The organism is Desulfovibrio desulfuricans (genome assembly GCF_024460775.1).
GTDB classification, from domain to species: Bacteria; Desulfobacterota; Desulfovibrionia; order Desulfovibrionales; family Desulfovibrionaceae; genus Desulfovibrio; species Desulfovibrio desulfuricans_E.
The window spans coordinates 1-18,339 of record NZ_JANFYZ010000014.1 but is presented as its reverse complement, the minus strand read 5'-3'; the positions used below and the strand labels follow the sequence as shown (position 1 = coordinate 18,339).

The 18,339-nt window shown below is 53.8% G+C and carries 15 protein-coding genes; 10 read left to right on the top strand and 5 right to left on the bottom strand.

The features are described from left to right. Positions 1-50: 50 nt before the first annotated feature. Positions 51-452, top strand: a complete 402-nt coding sequence (locus tag NE637_RS13085) for a pyridoxamine 5'-phosphate oxidase family protein (protein ID WP_192113774.1) — start codon at positions 51-53, stop codon at positions 450-452. A 123-nt stretch (positions 453-575) separates the two neighbouring features. Here NE637_RS13085 and NE637_RS13080 read toward each other — a convergent pair whose 3' ends face one another. Both NE637_RS13080 and NE637_RS13075 read right to left on the bottom strand, forming a co-directional pair. Continuing rightward, entirely contained in the window at positions 576-1,919 is a 1,344-nt protein-coding gene (locus tag NE637_RS13080; protein ID WP_192113773.1) for a sigma-54-dependent transcriptional regulator, read from the bottom strand. Positions 1,920-1,922: 3 nt separating this feature from the next. After that, the gene (locus NE637_RS13075; RefSeq protein ID WP_227119221.1) at positions 1,923-3,413 is read right to left on the bottom strand and encodes a sensor histidine kinase; all 1,491 of its coding nucleotides are present in this window, start codon (positions 3,411-3,413) and stop codon (positions 1,923-1,925) included. A gap of 232 nt (positions 3,414-3,645) precedes the next feature. On the opposite strand from NE637_RS13075, the gene NE637_RS13070 reads away from it, so the two are divergent. The 9 genes from NE637_RS13070 to NE637_RS13030 all read left to right on the top strand — a co-directional run bounded on the left by NE637_RS13070 (position 3,646) and on the right by NE637_RS13030 (position 14,098). Further along, the gene (locus NE637_RS13070) at positions 3,646-4,035 is read left to right on the top strand and encodes a universal stress protein (RefSeq protein ID WP_192113772.1); all 390 of its coding nucleotides are present in this window, start codon (positions 3,646-3,648) and stop codon (positions 4,033-4,035) included. A 22-nt stretch (positions 4,036-4,057) separates the two neighbouring features. Further along, positions 4,058-4,996, top strand: coding sequence for a sulfite exporter TauE/SafE family protein (locus tag NE637_RS13065; RefSeq protein WP_192113771.1), 939 nt, complete (start codon positions 4,058-4,060; stop codon positions 4,994-4,996). 2 nt (positions 4,997-4,998) lie between these two features. Beyond that, a complete protein-coding gene (locus NE637_RS13060; RefSeq protein ID WP_215648637.1) occupies positions 4,999-5,757 on the top strand; it encodes a TIGR02186 family protein in 759 nt (252 codons plus the stop codon). 86 nt (positions 5,758-5,843) lie between these two features. Continuing rightward, positions 5,844-8,456, top strand: coding sequence for a PEP/pyruvate-binding domain-containing protein (locus tag NE637_RS13055; protein ID WP_227119239.1), 2,613 nt, complete (start codon positions 5,844-5,846; stop codon positions 8,454-8,456). Beyond that, the gene (locus tag NE637_RS13050) at positions 8,431-8,817 is read left to right on the top strand and encodes a response regulator (RefSeq protein ID WP_192113768.1); all 387 of its coding nucleotides are present in this window, start codon (positions 8,431-8,433) and stop codon (positions 8,815-8,817) included. Before NE637_RS13055 ends, NE637_RS13050 begins: the two co-directional genes overlap by 26 nt. 314 nt (positions 8,818-9,131) lie before the next feature. Beyond that, positions 9,132-9,785, top strand: a complete 654-nt coding sequence (locus NE637_RS13045; protein WP_215648631.1) for a DUF599 domain-containing protein — start codon at positions 9,132-9,134, stop codon at positions 9,783-9,785. 547 nt (positions 9,786-10,332) lie between these two features. Beyond that, a complete protein-coding gene (locus tag NE637_RS13040) occupies positions 10,333-10,833 on the top strand; it encodes a hypothetical protein (protein ID WP_192113766.1) in 501 nt (166 codons plus the stop codon). Positions 10,834-10,883: 50 nt separating this feature from the next. Beyond that, positions 10,884-11,450 carry a lipid-binding SYLF domain-containing protein gene (locus tag NE637_RS13035; RefSeq protein ID WP_227119220.1) on the top strand — a complete coding sequence of 189 codons (567 nt, stop codon included), beginning with the start codon at positions 10,884-10,886 and terminating at the stop codon, positions 11,448-11,450. Positions 11,451-11,926: 476 nt separating this feature from the next. After that, a complete protein-coding gene (locus tag NE637_RS13030; protein WP_227119219.1) occupies positions 11,927-14,098 on the top strand; it encodes an EAL domain-containing protein in 2,172 nt (723 codons plus the stop codon). Positions 14,099-14,252: 154 nt separating this feature from the next. On the opposite strand, the gene NE637_RS13025 is transcribed toward NE637_RS13030, so the two are convergent. From NE637_RS13025 to NE637_RS13015, 3 genes are all read right to left on the bottom strand, one after another. Further along, positions 14,253-15,065 carry an ATP-binding protein gene (locus NE637_RS13025; RefSeq protein ID WP_227119218.1) on the bottom strand — a complete coding sequence of 271 codons (813 nt, stop codon included), beginning with the start codon at positions 15,063-15,065 and terminating at the stop codon, positions 14,253-14,255. A gap of 86 nt (positions 15,066-15,151) precedes the next feature. Beyond that, positions 15,152-17,047, bottom strand: coding sequence for an anaerobic carbon-monoxide dehydrogenase catalytic subunit (gene cooS, locus NE637_RS13020; RefSeq protein ID WP_227119217.1), 1,896 nt, complete (start codon positions 17,045-17,047; stop codon positions 15,152-15,154). 243 nt (positions 17,048-17,290) lie between these two features. After that, complete coding sequence (locus NE637_RS13015; RefSeq protein WP_227119216.1) at positions 17,291-17,995, bottom strand: Crp/Fnr family transcriptional regulator; 705 nt, start codon at positions 17,993-17,995, stop codon at positions 17,291-17,293. Positions 17,996-18,339: the final 344 nt, after the last annotated feature.

The window sequence follows — 18,339 nt, the reverse complement described above, 5'->3', positions numbered from 1 at the left end:
ATGTTTTTTTGTGAAATAATAGTTCGATATAGAATAAAAAGGAGCTCATCATGCAAAAAGTAATCGACTTTCTTTCAGCCAACACCACGGTTTTTCTTGCCACCTCTGATTCCGGCGCGGCCCGCGTGCGGCCCTTCCAGTTTCAGTTTGCGGAAAATGGCCGCCTGTGGTTCTGCACCGCGCGCTCAAAAGAAACCTTTGCCCAGATGCAGAACGACCCCCGGCTGGAGTTTGCCTGCATGTCGCCCAAGATGGAAACCCTGCGCGTAAAGGGTCAGGCCAATCTGGACGATGACATGGCAATCAAGCGGCGCATCATTGAAAACAACGGCCTTGTGCGCTCCATCTATGGCTCGGCAGAAAACCCTGATTTTACGGTTTTCAGCGTTGATCACGGCACGGCCTTCATGTTTGATTTCAGCGGCAACCCGCCTCAGTCTTTCAGCTTCTAGCCCCCCAAAGCACCGCAGGCCCACATGCAAATCCGCTAAAAAACGGAGGTTGCATGTGGGCCTGTGCACAAAATATGGATCATCCAACTGCGCGCGGCGGCGAAGACGCCGCAGGGTGGTGCCCTACTCCACGCCGTATTCCTTAAGCTTGCGCCATAGTGTAGTGCGGGGCATGCCCAGCACCTCAGCCGCAAGTTTTTTGTTATATCCAGTTTTTTCCAGTATTTTAATTACATAACGGCGTTCCATCTCCGCAAGGGTGGGCAGACCGCCGCCCTCAAGCGTATCAAATTCCAGCCGCCGGATATCTTCTGGCAAGTCGGCCGGGGTGATGGTTTCGCTGTCGGTAAGTGCTACGGCGCGCTCGATGATATTTTCCAGTTCGCGCACATTGCCAGGGAAACTATAGCCCATCAAGGCCGCAAGAGCCTGATCGTCCAGATCATAAACCTGTTTGCGAAACGCCAATCGGTATTTCTCAATAAAATGCTGCACCAGAAGCGGAATATCTTCACGCCGGTCTGCCAGGCGCGGCAAGGTTGTGCTGACCACATTGAGCCTGAAGAACAGATCTTCGCGAAAATTCCCCTTTTCCACCTCGGCCTTCAAGTCCCGGTTTGTGGCGGCAATAACGCGGATATCCAGATCCACCGTTCGTGTGCCGCCAACCCGCAAAATTCGCCTTTCCTGAAGCACATGCAGCAACCGCACCTGCATGGACAACGGCATCTCGCCCACTTCGTCCAGAAATACCGTACCGCCCGATGCTGCCTCAAGCAGGCCGATCTTGCCGGTTGCCGCCCCGGTAAAGGCCCCTTTTTCATAACCAAAAAGTTCGCTGCTGATGAGTTCTTCTGTAAAACCACCGCAATTGAAAGTAACAAAGGGTTGGTTGCGGCGCGGGCTCAGATGGTGCAGGGCAAGGGCCACAAGGGCCTTGCCGGTTCCGCTGTCGCCCTGAACAAGCACGTTGCAGTCAACTGGCGCAACCTTCCTGATAAGCGAAAAAAGCTCCTGAATGGCCGGGCTTTTGCCCACTATGGATGACAGGCCGGTAGTCCCCAGAAGGGCCTCCCGCAAACGGGTATTTTCCATGCGCATTGCTATTTTTTCCTGCGCATGTCGGGCAAGAGTACGAATCTCCGTAAAATTCACGGGCTTGGTTACATAATGGAAGGCACCTTCGCGCATGGCCTCTATGGCGGTAGAAATAGTACCGTGCCCTGTTACAATGATGACTTCGGTTTCCGGCTTCAGTCCCTTGATTTTGGGCAACAGTTCAAGGCCGTTCATATCCGGCAGCAGCATGTCTGAAAAAACCACGTCAAAAGGCTGTTCAATCATCGCCTCCAGAAAAGAACGGGCGCTCATAAAGGCCTCGACGGCATACCCTTCTTTCACAAGGGCTTGGCTGAGGCGTTTGCAGACAACAGGCTCATCGTCAACAATGGCGACACGCAAGGGCATCTGTTACTCCTTTCCAGTAGCCTGCAAACAGCCACCCACGCGGGGCAGCAAAACTGTAAACACGGCTCCCTGCCCCAGGCTGCTCCGCACACTGATCTGTCCTTCGTAGCGGTGCACCAGTGCATAGGTTACGGCAAGGCCAAGGCCCGTGCCCTTGCCAACCTCCTTGGTGGAAAAGAAAGGCTCAAAAATATGTTCCTGAATGGACTCCGGTATGCCAGGGCCAGTGTCGCAGATATCAAATGCCACCATGTTAGCATCTGCCTCATGGGCGCAGACGCTAACCGTTCCGCCCCTTGGCGTGGCCTGAATGGCATTGAGCAGCAGATTCATGAATATCTGTTGCAAGCTTCGCAGATCGCCGCATATATCCGGCAGGGTTTCAGGCACATCAGCATGCAGCACAACCCCGGAAAGTATCACCTGATTTTTCAGCAGGTTCAGTATAGACTCCACAACCTTTGCCGGGCACAGCCCCTCTGAGGCAGGATGCCCGGTGCGTGAAAAATCCAGCAAATTGCGCACAATGTCAGAGGCACGCTCCGCCTGCTGCATGATATCATCAATCATCTCCTGCCCATCGGCATCGATGTTTTCCTTGTAATCTTCGCGCAGACCTTCGGCGCTCAACAATACGTTGTTGATGGGATTGTTCAACTCATGCGCGATGCCAGCGGTGAATGTGCCAAGCGCTGCCATTTTGCGGGCTTGCAGCAGGTGCTCCTGATTTACGGCCAGTTCGTGCGACATTCTGTTGAAGGCGCGAATGAAACTGGCAATTTCGCTAAGTTGCTCGGCCCCTGTTGCTATGGGGCTGAAATCGCCGCGTCCTACGCGGGCTGTACCCGCCGCCACCATGCCCAGCGGGCGCAGAACCCCTTGCGAAATCAGCTTGATGACCAGAGCCATAAGCAGCAGAAATATCGACAAAAAAGCCACCGGCATAATATGGGTCTGCTTAAGAGCCTTGTGCGCCCGCTCGCGCTTTTGCCTGCGGATGTCATCTGCGGCTTCTGTCAGCACTTTTCCCAGATTGCGCAGAGTCTGCTGCCCGGCTTCGCCGCCTTTTGCCAGGACCCGCATGGCCTGATCATAGTGGTAAAGCAGATCCATGAATTTTTTTTGCTGCTCGCTCCCGGCGAGCATGGTCATATCTTCGGCCAGTTCCCCGGCAAGGGCGTTTATACGCTCAAGGTACACAATGCCTTCACTCAGGCTCTTGGCGTCATTGTAGAAAAAATAATTTTTTTCATATCTGCGTACTTCAAGAATATTATTTAACAAATCGTCATATTTTTCACCAAGCAGCAGCCGCTGGCTCACTGTGGACAGGCTCCAGTAATTCAGGCCCGCCAAAACGCCGATAGACAGAAAGGTGACGGCAAAAAGAATAAATATTTTGCCCTTGATGGAGTGAAAAAAATCTCCAGAAGACGCAACCAGACGCTGAATGCCCCGCATGGCTGCAATTTTCCCCATCTCCGCCTCGCCCATTGGCAACCTCCACGCCTCTTCCCAAGGCAATAGTGCATGGTGTTCAAGTTCCACGCCAACGCCTATTCATTTTGAAACATTTTTCACTAACATTTTTTATATTCTTTTCAAAATGAACACAACGAATTTTAAAACTCTTGGTGCAAAATTCACAACACATTTAAATTAAACATGATTCTTTAAAACTCCACCTTGGCATCGCATTTGCCTATGCACACCCACGAGGTGGCGCATGGAACACATTTTAGTGGCCGTTGATCAGCTACATCCTCAGCATGAAGCCATAGCTCACGCGTGCTCTCTGGCAAAACGCATTCAAGCACGGCTGCATGTGCTCTTTGTGCACAAAAAGTCGTGCGTGGTCACAAATCCGGCACGCCAGCGCCTGGAATTACTTGTGGCATATGCCAGAACAGAAGGAATACATGTTGAGTATACCATATTAGAAGGAGGATATGAAGAATCAATTATTTCATTTATACAAAATAATGGAATAACCCTGTTCATACACGAACTTGAACATACAGATTTACATTCATTCGAGCGCAGTTTTTCTGTACTAAAGTCTGTTCGTCACAGGATTTCTTGCAGGGTTGAAACAGTAACTCCTCAAAAACGTTGATGCAACACAGCGAGGCTGACGTATGAACATACCGCTGTATATGTACCTGCCCATTGCCGGAAACAGCGTAAACATGGCGGCAATACTGGGCCTGGGCGGAACCGTTGGACTGCTCTCGGGCATTTTTGGCGTTGGCGGAGGTTTTTTTATGACGCCGCTGCTCATCATGCTGGGCATCCCCCCGACAGTTGCCGCGGCTTCTGACTCCAACCAGATTATCGGCGCTTCCACCTCCGGCACCCTGGCCCATTTTCGCCTGGGCAATGTGGATTTCAAAATGGGATTCCTGCTTCTGGCGGGCGGTGTGGCTGGCGGCTGCGTGGGGGTGCGCGTCATCAAGCTGTTGCGTGCTATGGGCAATGCAGATTTTCTCATCAACATCACGTATGTGCTCATGCTCGGCCTTGTAGGCGGGTACATGTTTTATGAAAGCCTGCAATCCATGCGCGCTCCGAATGCTGTAACCCGTACCAAAACAGCCAAACGCGCCGAATCACCATATCAGCGGGGATTGCACAACCTGCCCTGGCAAATGGATTTTGCACGTTCCGGCGTACGGCTCTCTGTACTCATGCCTCTGGGCCTTGGAACCCTGGTGGGCATACTTGCCGCCATCATGGGTGTTGGAGGCGGTTTTATCATGGTACCTGTCATGGTGTACCTGCTGCGCATGCCCATGCATGTTGTGGTTGGCACGAGCCTGTTCCAGATTCTGTTCACCTGCGTCAATGTCACCGTCATGCAGTCCATTGAAAACCATACGGTAGATTTCATCCTGGCTCTGCTGTTGCTCATAGGTTCATCATTTGGCGCACAGATCGGCACGCGCATTGGCAAAAAGCTCCAGGCCGACCAGCTTAAAATTCTGCTGGCAACACTTGTCCTGGTGGTTATGGGCAAAATTCTCTACGACCTGTTGGCCCGGCCAGATGTATTGCTGGCATACGCGGGAGGGCATTAATCATGCGTGGTCAGATACTCTTGCGCATTATTCCGGCTGCGGCCCTGACCATAACCCTTTGCCTTGCGAGCTTTGCCGTACATGCCGCAGAAACAGTAGTTCTCACGGAAACACCATCCGACATCAACATTTCTGCCTCTTACAGAGGGACAACGCTGCATGTGGAAGGGCTGGCCCCACAGGACAGCGCCATTGCCGTCCGTTTTGCGGGCGAAAAAACAGATCTTGCCCTGAGGCAAAAGGGCAAGGTTTTCGACTTGCTGTGGATGAACCTCGGCACCGTGCACCTGCACAACGTGCCGTCAGTCTTTCTGGTTGCGTCATCGCGCCCGCTGGCGGATGTGGGCGGTGCAGATCTGGGGCTTGAGGCCGTGCGTAAAGCAATAACCGCAGAGGAGAACAAGGGCGATGCCCTTGATATTCCCACTGAACTCATAAAACTGAAACAACAGGACGGCTTGTACCGCGAGAGCACCCGGGGGATCACCGTAGCAGACAATGGCAGTTTTACCGCAAATATGCCCATTCCTTCGCGCATGTCCCCCGGCGCATACACGCTTGAGGTTTTTGCCCTGCGCAATGGCAGCATTGCAGGTAGCGCTTCGGCCCCAGTGACAGTCAGGCTCGTGGGCATGCCTGCATGGATAGACCACATGGCCAGGGACAACAGCCTGCTGTACGGCATATTGTCCACCCTGATAGCAATTTTGGGAGGCCTTGCCATTGGCATCGTATTCCAGAGCAGGGGCGGGGCGCACTAGAGCATTTATACGCAAACGTGCTCTAGCCGCACGAACGGATACGGGGGAGCGGCAACGCCCCCCGCCGGAGGGCAATCGTGGGAATTATGGCGCGCATAGCCAACCTGTTGACAGGCTGGCGCAACGAGCAAAGCGTAACCTTTGCCCTGCTGTTCAAGAAATTCAAAAGCATTCTTGAACGCAATAACCGCATCCTTGAACTCATGGCCGGCATGGGGGACAAGCTTGGCGGCGAATACATTTTTGACAGCAAATATATTGAAGACGCCACATTCGAACTGAACGACCAGATTTTCAAGCTCATTTCTGATATGAGCGTGCTCACACAGAATAAAAACACAGCCCTGTTTCTGGCTTTTGAACGCATTCAGCATATCCTGCAGGAAGAAATCGCAGGTCGGCGCCATCCGGAAGGAGGCCGCATGGTGCTGCCGTTTCAAGACATCGGCATTGAAGCAGAAGACGAGGTTGGCGGCAAAATTTCCCAGCTTGGCGACATCTCCAACCGCCTGCACCTGCAAACACCCAATGGTTTTGCCATCACCACCACGGCCTTTTTTGCCTTTATGTCGCACAGCGGCCTTCTTGAGCTGGCCCAAAAAGGCATTGAGCAATGGGACGGCACTGATCAGGAACTCCACGAACTGGCCGACCTTATGCAGTCGCGCATTATGGACTCCCCCCTTCCCTGGCGACTTGTAGCTCAGATTGACGCCATGATTGATGTGCTGAGCAAATGCCCTGGCCACCCTTTGCGTCTTGCCCTGCGCAGCAGCGCCTGGGGCGAGGACGGCGATTCCAGCTTTGCCGGACAATACGCAACCGAGCTGAATGTGCCACCTGACCGCGTTGTTGAAGCATACAAAACCGTTATCGCCAGCACCTATTCCTTTGAAGCATGGCGCTATCGCCTTGATCGTGGATACCACGAAAACGAAGTGGCCATGGCTGTGGGCTGCCAGATCATGGCAGACAGCCGCATCAGCGGTGTGCTTTTTACCTGCACGCAAACTTCCAGCGCAGCGTGCGAGTCCATGATCGTGAGCGCCACCTGGGGTGGAGGCGCTGCCGTGGTTGCAGGAGAAACTGCCACTGATACCATCTATTTGAGCCGCACGCCGCCCTATCCATCATTCACACGGGCAATAGCGCGAAAAATGCGCAGACTTGTGCCTGCGGCAAGAGGGGACCTTGTATGGGAGGATGTGCCGGAAAATTTGCAAAACATTCCCTGCCTTACCGACAGGCAGTTGGAACAGCTCGCCCGGGCTGGCATGTCGCTTGAGCGCTATTACAAACGCCCGCAAGATGTGGAGTGGACATTCGATTCCCTGGGTGAACTGCACATCTTGCAATCGCGCCCCTTGCGCCCAGGCGGCGACGCGGGTTTGTCTGTTCCAGTTCAGGACGCCACCAGAAAGGCAGAAATAATTTTTGCTGGCAAGGGCCTGGTGGCGCAACGCGGCGTGGCGGTAGGCAAGGTTGTGCTGGTTGACCATAATACAGATCTCGACCAGTTTCCCGAAGGCGGCATTCTTGTTTCCAAGTTCACCTCCCCCCGCTATGCCCGTGTTATGCGCCGCGCCTGCGGTATTATTACTGACGTTGGTTCACCCACGGGGCACATGGCCACTATTGCCAGGGAGCAGCGCGTGCCCGCGCTGGTCAACACTGAAGAAGCCACGCGTCTGCTGCGCAATGATGATGAAATAACCCTTGATGCAACGCAGAACATTGTTTACCGGGGGCGCGTTGCAGAGCTGGACAGGTTTGAGCGTTCAGAGTCTGACATGTTTGAAGAATCTTATGAATACAGGCTGTTGCGCAGGTTGCTCAAGCATATAACGCCGCTCAATCTTGTCGATCCGCATTCGGACGATTTCAAACCGCAGGCATGCAAGACATACCACGATATAACCCGTTATATTCATGAGAAAGCCGTTGAAGCACTGGTGGTGCTAAGCCAGCGGCACGACGCCCTGCACCACGCTCCGGCCCGTCGGCTGATGGACGGCCCTCCTCTTGGCCTTACCATCATTGACGCAGGCGGCGGAACCAACTGCCAGCGGGAAGCGCCAACCCTGAATATGGAAGAAATAACTTCTGTACCGCTCCTGGCCTTTCTGCAAGGAATGAGCATTTCCGGCATGTGGGACACTGCCCCCGTGCCGGTAGATCTGGGCAGTTTTATGTCCAGCTTTACCCGCACGTTCACCGCCTCAATGGCTGGGCCGGAAACAGTGGGGCGCAACCTTGCCGTGGCGCTGCGCGACTACATGAACGTCAACATGCGTCTGGGCTATCATTATAATACCATTGATGCCTATATCTCCGAGCAGATCAACGACAACTACATCTACTTTCGCTTTATTGGCGGTGTAACGGAACTTGTGCGTCGGTCCCGCAGGGCCCGGTTTGTGGCGAACGTTCTTGACAGGTTTGACTTTCGCGTGGAAGTGCACGGAGACTTGGTAGTTGGCAGAATAAAAAAACTCTCCGTAACGCGCATGCTGGTTCGCATGCACATGCTTGGCGGCCTTGTGGGTTACGCTCGCCAGCTTGATGCCCGCCTGAACAGCGATGAACTGGTTGAAAAACACGCTCAGGCCTTTCTGGAGGCCATCAAATCCACAATCCCGGCTGAACTTGCCGAGCCCACAGGAGGAAAGCACAATGGCGCTGCGCATCTTGGTGCTTGATGACGAACCAATCGTCTGTAAACGCCTGAAACCGGCATTTCAGAAGTCTGGCTATGAAGTAGAAACGTTCACAGACAGCGCAGCAGCATTGCAGCGCATGGCTGAAGCGGGTTTTGATGTGATTATAACAGACCTTAAAATGGAAGGAGCGGACGGATTTCAGGTTCTGGAACGCGCAAGAGAGCTTTTGCCGCAGGCGCGGATTGTGGTCATTACCGGATTTGCAACGCTGGAAACCGCGAAGGAATCGTTCCGCAAGGGAGCCTTTGATTTTGTGGCCAAACCCTTCAAGCTGAGCGGCATCATTGAATGCGTGCGCCGCCTTGAGGAAAGCATGACGCCCCCATCCGCAACCCGTTGAAATACTGAGTGCCGCGGTGCAACCCATTGCCTGAGTGTGTGAGATTTGCGGCAATGAGGGAACCGCTGGCTGACCGGTTGCTTCAGATACACATGCAGGAGTATACAGTCACTGAGGGCGCAGACCTAACGTGCCGGCAACGCCAGCACGAACGAAAATCAAGTGCAGACTGGGGTTTTGCCGCCTCACCAGGCAACTTGTTTCGTATTTCGCCCGGCCCCCTTACAGGTGCTGACGGCGTAAAATCCGCGCAAAGGGATTTGCCGTCAATGTGAAGGGGCAGCAGTATTGGCTTTTTCTCCCTCGGGGGCTGCATGTATACTTTTGACCTGCTGTGTTTCTGTATTTCCGTGGCTCTGTACGCCGCATACAATCTCTTTATCCGTTTCAGGGAATCATTCAATCCCGGCTACACAATCCACGGCATATCGCGAACGGCACGGGTTCAGTGGGTGGCGTCCATTCTTGAAAAAAAGAATGGCATTCTTGCCGTGCAAACCCTGCGCAACGCCACCATGGCCTCTACCTTCATGGCCTCCACAAGCGTTTTGCTGGCCGTGGGCGTGCTCTCCCTTACTGGCAATGGGGAAAATGTCCGGCACACATGGCACTCGCTGAACTTTTTTGGTTCTGTGGAGCCGGGCATGTTTGCCTTCAAGATTCTTGCCCTTTTGCTGAATTTTTTTCTGGCTTTTTTTTGCTTTACCTCATCGCTCAGGTTGTACACGCATGTGGCCTTCATGCTGGGCGCGGAATCCGGACAACAGGATTCCGACCAGCTTGGCAGCATGGCAGAAAAATACCTGAATATGGGCGCAAACCATTTTTATTTGGGAATGCGCGCCTTCTATTTCACTGTGCCGCTGGTTTTCTGGATTTTTGGCGCGCAGTTCATGATTTTTGGCACTGCGTTTCTGATCAGCATCATCTTTATTCTTGATAAGACGCCACAACACAAAGAGAGTTAGATATTATCTTGAAATATCTTTCTATTCTATTCTTGATAATCTCGTAAAAAAATTCTGAATTTAAGTACAAGTTAACACAGTTATATGCGTATTGATTTTATTTTTCATGAATACCATCATGAAAATAAATCATCATGACAAAAATAACAGTACTTACGAGAACATTATTCAATTTTCACAACTCACTTCTATCTTCATTGTTGCATTATATCATATTATACTGTCTGATATAAACGCTTTGTGCAAGCATAATTAACTGCGTGCTCACCATTGTTATCAATAGGATGCAGTTTTTATATGCAGTTTATTTAGGTATGCGCAGTATTTTAACCTTGACGCAAATCAGATATAATTGACGCCTTAGTAGGCAAGAGGTACTTTATTCTTGTCAAAGAATGTTTGTAATCAAATGAAAAAGTCAACCATGGGAGGGAAAGGCATGAAGATTGTATTTTCTGGATTGGTGCTAGGACTTATGGCTATATGTTTGGTGGGTTGCAGCAAAAATGCCCCTCAACCTTCTGCCCAGCCAAATGAAACGCTGGTGATGAGCTCTGAGATTGAGAGCACGGTGGCAAAGGTTGAAGCTGTTGATCTGAAAACGCGCAAGGTAACCTTGAGCAGCCTTCAGGGTGATTTGTTTATTATTCATGTGAGCAAGGAAGCCGTTAATCTGCGGCGCGTAAAGAAAGGAGATATGGTCGATATTTCCTACGGGCGTGAACTGACAGTGTGGTTGGCGGAGCCTGGTTCTGTGGCTGACGAACAGGCTACGGCTGTTGTCAGGGCCAAACCCGGATCCCAGCCGCAGGGCATGGGAGTAAGGGAATCGAACTTTACCGCCAAGATACTTGCCATGGATAAAGTCAACGAGCTGGCCAAGCTTGAACTCGCCAACGGTTCTGTGGTGGTGGTCAAGGTGCAAAATCCAGAGAACCTCAAAAAGCTTAAGGTCGGGGATACGCTGGGCATAAGCTATCTTGAGGTTGTTGATATCGCCGTACGGAAGGGCTCCAAGCAGAGCGCCAAGCAGGGCTCCAAGCGTTGATTTTATAAGCCTGGTGTCTTCAAGGGCCATCTTAATGAGGGGAATGGTCAATGAACGGGAAAGTTCTTCGGCGTTTGATGATCTTCTTATCCCTGCTTGCACTCATGGTCGTTGCTCTTCCCGCGCCCTCCATGGCAGACAGCGCGGCATCCATCAATTATGATGTTACTGCTGCGTTAAACCAGTTATACGCTTCAAGCCCGGCGGCAAAAAAAATGGGAAGCGCAGCCAAGGGAATCCTTGTCTTTCCCAATATAGTCAAGGGCGGCTTTATCATTGGCGGTCAATTCGGCGAAGGCGCCCTGCGGATTGGAGGCAAAACCAGGGGCTACTATCGTAGCATTGCAGCATCCTACGGGTTGCAGGCCGGTATACAGAAATTTGGCTATGCTCTGTTTTTTCTTTCAGATGATGACCTGAAGTATCTGAAAAGCAGCGGCGGATGGGAGATAGGTGTCGGCCCCAGCGTGGTTGTTGTGGATGAGGGGATGGCCAGATCGTTTACCACTACCACGGCTCGCTCTGGGGTGTACGCATTTTTCTTCAACCAGAAGGGGCTAATGGCTGGCTTGGGTATTCAGGGCAGCAAAATAACTGAAATACATCCGGGCAAGTAGCCTCTGTTTTTTACATACTCGGATTCAGCCTTTTGAAATGCATAAACGGCGGCTTACCGTTCAGGGTAGGCCGCCGTTTTTCCTGCGCATGCGGTGGAAGATAGTGAACCCTTGATGTGGTCATACTCGTTCTTGGGCTCAAGCCTACATATGTAATCACCACCTGAACTGCCTGTCGATCTGTCCTCTCCCCTTTCTTCTGAAAATCGTACGATCTTTGCCGCTAACATACCTGAGCGCTTGATTGTTTTTTATCCTGATATTACACAGATTGATAATAAGTCATCCAACATGCATGGCAGGATCGCTCAAACAGATATTTCTGCCGGGTGCAATTGCAGACAGCTTGCAGGCTGGCGCGGCAACCCCTGATGCCGTTGCCTTTACGAGGTCTTTGACACGAATTCGATCAAACGGCTCAGCCTGACTGTATACACTGAGCCGTAGAAGGTGGACTTGCAAGCGACACTCTGCATATGAACAGCAAACAGCTAGCCCAATCCCTCTTGTGCCTGCTTGATAATTTGAGCGGGAGGCCATTTTTTCTTGCCATACGGCGAGGGCTGTTCATTGTTTTGCCGCTCATAATGATCGGCTCATTCACCTTGCTGCTACGCAATTTGCCCTTTGAAGCCGCGCAAAATGCCGTTGACGCACTGCTCGGCCCCGTGGGAATGCGCGCGTGCGACACCCTTGTGGCAGGCACATTCGGCATATCCGCCCTGGCCCTGGCCTGCGCACTGGGCGGTGCCAGCGCCATGCGGGCCAACCTGACCAATCCCTCTGCCCCAGCCGTCAGCCCAATGCTGAGTTCGCTGGTGGTTCTCTCCTGCTTTTTTGTCATTGTTGCACCGGAAGAAACAAGTTCCTGGACCATCAGCTTTTCCATGGACAGAGGCCTGCTGCTTGCCATGTGCGTGGCAATGGCGGGCAGCGCCGTATTTGTGCGCCTTGCGCGGTACCGTATTTTTCATCTGTCGGAAGAAATGGCGGGGCATGATCCGGTTGTACGCGATGTGGTCACAGTTATGCCTGCGGCCATGGCAACAATCTTGCTTTTCGGGTTTATCCGCTTTCTGCTGACGCTATGGGGAACAACAGACCTGCATGCAGCAACAAGCAAGCTGCTTACCCTGCCCTTTCAGCATAGCGGCAATGGCCTCGGCTTTGGCCTGCTCTACAGCTTCACCTCGCAGGTGCTCTGGTTTTTCGGCGCTCATGGCCCCAACGTGCTCAATTCTGTGGATGTGAACATCCTCAGCCCTGCGGGCCTGGTTAATGCCAAAGCCATAATGTATGGCAACGAGCCGCCTTTTGTTTTTACAAAAATATTCTTTGATACTTTTACGCGCATGGGCGGCTCTGGCTCCACCCTGGCCCTGTGCTTTGCCGTTCTGGTACGCTGCCGCGACTGGGGTATGAAAAAACTCTGCCTGCTGGCGCTGGTCCCGGCCCTGTGCAACGTCAATGAGCCTCTTATTTTTGGCATTCCCCTGATGCTCAACCCCGCGTTTGCCATTCCTTTTCTTCTGGTGCCAGCGGTACAAACCGTAGTGGCATACCTTGCAACAATTATTGGCTTTGTGCCGCATACCACGGTGGGAGTTGCCTGGACCACCCCCCCACTGCTCAGCGGCTATGTCGCAACTGGCAGCATCAACGGGTCCATTTTGCAGATGATTAACCTTGGGCTTGGCTTCCTCATATATCTGCCCTTTGTGGCTCTCTCTGACGCAGTGCGCGAAAAGCACGGCAAGCAGGTTATGCACAACCTGCTGCAAATTGCCAGCCGCTGTGATTTTGGGTCTCCCGACACTCGCAAGTGCCTGAATATTCCCGGCGAAGTGGGCCGCCTTGCCCACACGCTTGCCACAGACCTTGAGCGGTCGCTAAACGCCAATGACGGTCAGCTCTATCTTGTGTTTCAGCCGCAGTGCGACCACACGGCAAAGCGCGTGGCAGGCGTGGAAGCCCTGCTGCGGTGGGATCACCCCATATATGGCCCTGTGGCCCCGCCCATTATTGTTGCGCTTGCCGAAGACACAAACCTCATTGACCGACTGGGCAAGTTTGTACTGCTTGAGGCCTGTAAACAGCGCGCTGCATGGCATCCCGCTGTTCCGCATGACCTTGTAATCGCCGTCAATATCACTCCCAGCCAGCTGCGCAATGCCAACTTTGCCCAGATGGTGCTTGGTACGCTGCACGGTCTGGGCCTTTCACCCACCCAGCTTGAACTGGAAATTACGGAATCTTCCATTCTGGAGCCAGACGCCCGCACTCTTGATCTGCTCACCCGGCTGCGTGTGCTTGGAGTACGCCTTGCCATTGATGATTTCGGCATGGGGCACACATCTCTGCGTTACATCCGCGCCTTTCCTGTGACCACGGTCAAGGTTGACCGCTCCCTGACGGAAAGCCTTAACAGCAACGTGCAGGAACAGATCGTGCGCAGCATTCTGGATTTGAGCCGCAGCCTGCGCATAACCACAGTGGTGGAAGGCGTGGAAGACGAGCAGCAGTTGCGCGTTTTTACGGGCATCGGCTACCATACGTTTCAGGGCTATTATTTCAGCCGCCCGCTTTCCAGTGCGGACTGCCTGGACTTTGTACTGCGCTACAACGGGCAAACGGATCTGGAAGCCTGAGGCAGTAGGTTGGCGTTTTTTTCGCGCTTTGCCCCAAGCACGCAAAAGGCCCCGGCATAACCGGGGCCTAAACTTTATAGCGTGAACTTTCCAAATCTGCCGCAATTATCCCCAGCCAGACAGGGCCAATGACACTTGTCGGGCAAAGCATGCGCTACCCTCGTTGGACGGATTCGCTTTCGATTTTTTGCAGCAGGCTGGCGCAAAAATTGTCCAGCATCTTTTCTGTTTCATCGCCCAGCCCCAAAACAGAACCGGACCGCAACTGGCGCGCCCGTAGCGGCTCAAGATCAGGCATGCTGATGCGCTGTTGCGGCAGATCGGCAATAGGCGGCAGGTCAGCGACCTGGTCAGGTGTGGCCTTGTTCAGCACCAGCACCTGGCGGTGCAGGCCCAGATCGCCAGCCATACGGGCAACCTCCGCCGCTGTTTCCAGCGAACGCATACTCGGCTCGGATACCACCAGCAGGGCATCCACATGAGCCACGGTTCCCCGGCCCAGGTGTTCCACACCGGCCTCCATGTCCACCAGCACCCATTCACGTCTGTCGAGTACCAGGTGCGCCAGCAGGGCCTTGAGCAGGGCGTTGCTTTCACAAGCGCAGCCGCCCCCGGCGCTGGTCAAGGGCCCCATGACCAGCAGGCGTTTGTCGCCTGCTGTTTTCGCCCCTTCCCCCACAACAGGCAGAGGGGCCGACAGAGCCTCGGGCAGATCGCTGACATGCGGATCAAGATCCATCATGCCGCCCTTGCCAGCGGGACGAATGCGTTCTTCAATCAATGCGGCGCGCTGGGTGAGGGCCTCCGGCAGATCAGCCCGCGCCAGACCAGAGGCCTGCCCGAGCGAAAGCGCCGTGTCGGCATCCACAAGCCAGACTTTTTCTCCGCGCCGCGCCAGATAATCGCCAAGCCAGGCGGTGATAGAGGTTTTGCCCACGCCGCCCTTGCCAGAAACGGCAATCTTCATGCAATCCCCCTGTGGTTTATGTACGTGTCCTTTCGCCTTGCGCAGAGCGGACAGGCCCGCCCACCCGCTCTGCAAAACACACTGGCCTAGGGTTGCAGGCCAAGGCCCTGCCGCTTCTGCCGGATGCGCGCATCCAGCAGATCAGCCGCCTTTTCGGGATCGTCATTGACCACAAAGGATGCGCCCACAATCTGTTCCAGACCATTTAGGGCTATATCCGTCACCTTTTCCGAGCCGAGGATGTTGGGCGGCAGGCCCAGATGCGTGTAAATGCCGCTGGCAACCGCATACAGTCCGATGGCCGCCGCTTTTTCAGAATACCATTCCGGCGAGGACGCGCCCACGGGCAGATCGGAAATATCCACGCCCAGTGCATTGGCGATCAGCGCGCACAACTGCAAGATACGGGCGTTATCCACGCAACTGCCGAGGTGCAGCACAGGAGGAATGCCCAGCGCCCCGCACAGGCTTTGCAGCCCCGGCCCCGCCATGGAAGCGCCCTCGGGCACCAGCAGCCCGGCCTTGCCCGCCGCTGTGGTGACGCAGCCTGTGGCCAGAACCATAATATCTTTTTTGATAAGCGCCTTCATGAGGCCCACGTTGGCCGAATCGTGCTTGATCTTGGGATTGTTGCAGCCAACCACGCCCACAAAACCGCGCACCGTGCCAGCCTTGACGGCATCCAACAAAGGATCAAGCGAACCGCCCAGAGCCTCAAGGATGGCCTCGTTGGAGAAACCGGTCATGATGCTGACAGGTTCGGCGGGGATTTCCACACGCTTGGGGTCGCGCTCCACAAAGGCGTCCACTGCCATGCGGACGATCTTGCGGGCTTCTTCCTGTGCATTTTCGGGATGGAAATTAAAATGGATGGCCCCGGTAAAGCGGGCCTTGGCTGCTGTGTCGATAAAACGGGTGTGGTAGCAGCCAGCCACCTGCACAAGGCTCGGCATGATGCACTGGTAGTCCACTACCACAACTTCCACAGCGCCGGTCACGATTGCCAGCTCCGTCATCAGGTGGTTGCCTGCCATGGGGATGCCCTGCCGCATGAGCAGCTCATTACCGGTACAGCACAACCCGGCAACAGTGATGCCTGTTGCTCCGTTCTTTTTGGCAAGCTCGATCATTTCAGGGTCGCGAGCTGCGTCCAGAATCATCTCGGACACCACAGGATTGTGGCCGTGCACCAAGATATTGACTGTGTCCTTTTTGATTACGCCAAGGTTGGCGGTGGACATTTTGGGTTTGGGTGTACCGAAAAGCACGTCGCACAGTTCTGTGGCGATCATGGAACCAGCCCAACCGTCGGCCAGGGCGCAACGCGCCGCATGCAGCATGGTATTGGGCGCATCATTATCGCAGCCCATGTGGGTGCGGTGCATCATTTCGGCTATTTCGCGGTCAACGCCGCGCGGAGTGATGTCGAGCTTTTCCCACAGCTCGCGGCGCTTGGCCGGAACACGAGAGAGGAAATTGACCGCCTTGCGCCTGCTGCCAAAATCGCTGTAGCAGGCATCCACCACATCGGCGGCCACATCAAGGGCATCGCGCCCTTCTGTTGCCACGCCCAGCTCGGCAGCAATACGCCGCAGTTTGGCCTCGTCCCGAATCTGGTAGCCGGGGGCGCGGCCTTCCACTACTGCCTCCAGAGCCTCGATCACATCACGTCCGTGATCGGAGTGCCCAGCAGAGCCGCCAGCGATAAAACGGCCAAAGTTGCGGGCCACAATCACATCGGCGTCTGCGCCACACACGCCACGAGAAAGTTTTCCACCAGGTTCGGCCTTGGCACTGATGCGGCACGGCCCCATAACGCAATTGCGACAGGTGGTGCCAAGCTCGCAAAAACGGCAATGCGGCGTTTGCTGATCCAGTCTGTCCCAGGCTGTTTCTACGCCATCTGCTCTGGCCTTTGCCAGCATACTTTTGGCATCATCCCATATGGACATGTCGTTGATGTCGCGCTTCTTGCTTTCCATAGCTGCCCCACAAAACTTGAGGTTACACGGCGCGCCAAGTCTGCGCCGCCATCTTTGTCATACTGGTATCACAGTCAGGCAAGAGCGTCAGTCAGATGTGCGACAATGGAGCAGTGATGATTTTTATAACAAGTTAATCATATAAAATAATTATATTTTTATCATGAACACAGTAAAAAAAAATAGTAAAAAAGTCTGAAATTAATAACTGGAAAGAGCTGAGCAGAAGGAAATTTTGGCGGGTTAGTCCAGAAGTTCGCGAAGACGACCTTCGTCAAGAATGCAATACACGCCGCGCTGCTCCTTGAGCAGAATGCCCGAGCGGGTCAGGTCGGTCAGCAAGGTGGAAATGGTCTGGCGGGACGCCCCGAGGGTCTGGGCCAACATCTCGCCCGAAAGCTGCAGGCGGACGCGGCGGCGACCATCAGGGCCGAGGGCGCTTTCTTGCGCGGCAGAAACAAGATGACGAGCCAGGCGGGCAGAAACATCACGCAGAGCAAGGCCATCCACAATACTAAACGTATTTTTGAGAATACCGCCAAGCACCCGCACAACAGTTACCGTAAACTGCGGCACGGACATCATGCGCTGGTTAAACGTGGGCGTGTCCACCAGCAGGATTGTGGTATCTTCCACAGCCTGCACCTGCGCGCTTGAATGGCTGACGTACACATCGCCCGGTTTGAGAAAGGCGAGGGTAAATTCCTTTTCGCCATAGGCAAGATATACGCGCACAAGGCCCTTGCTCACAATGAACACATAATTGCCGGCTGTCAGCCGCTCCCCTGCTGAAGAAACTGGCGTTGGGGAACTTTCCAACTCTTCATCATAGCTAGGCGTAAAAATCATGCTGTTTTTGAGGAAACTGCGCTCATGAAAAGCGGAAAGCAGCGAGGAGAATTCCGGCTTGGCCAGTTCATCCAGCAAATTGACTGAGGTAAACTTCATGGGATTCTCCTGCTTCCGGCATGCTCACTGATCCACAGGGATACTCAGCATGACGACATTTGATCGATCATTCCACAGTAACCCCTCACTACTGATTTAAACATATAGTCCATGTGCAAATTCGTCAAAGATTTCGCCGCACGACAAGGTTTGGGTCGCCTGAGTGGTGCGCGATCTCGTCTCCTCGCGGAGCTTATCTTTTGCTGCCCTTCGGCACGGGATTCCGGATCCTGTAGCGCGCTCTCACCACATCGGCGTGCGATTCGCCTCTCAGTTGAGGTGAACCTTTAGATTTTGCTGCCCTTCGGTCACTGTATTCCGCCATCCGCGAAGTTTGGGACGCG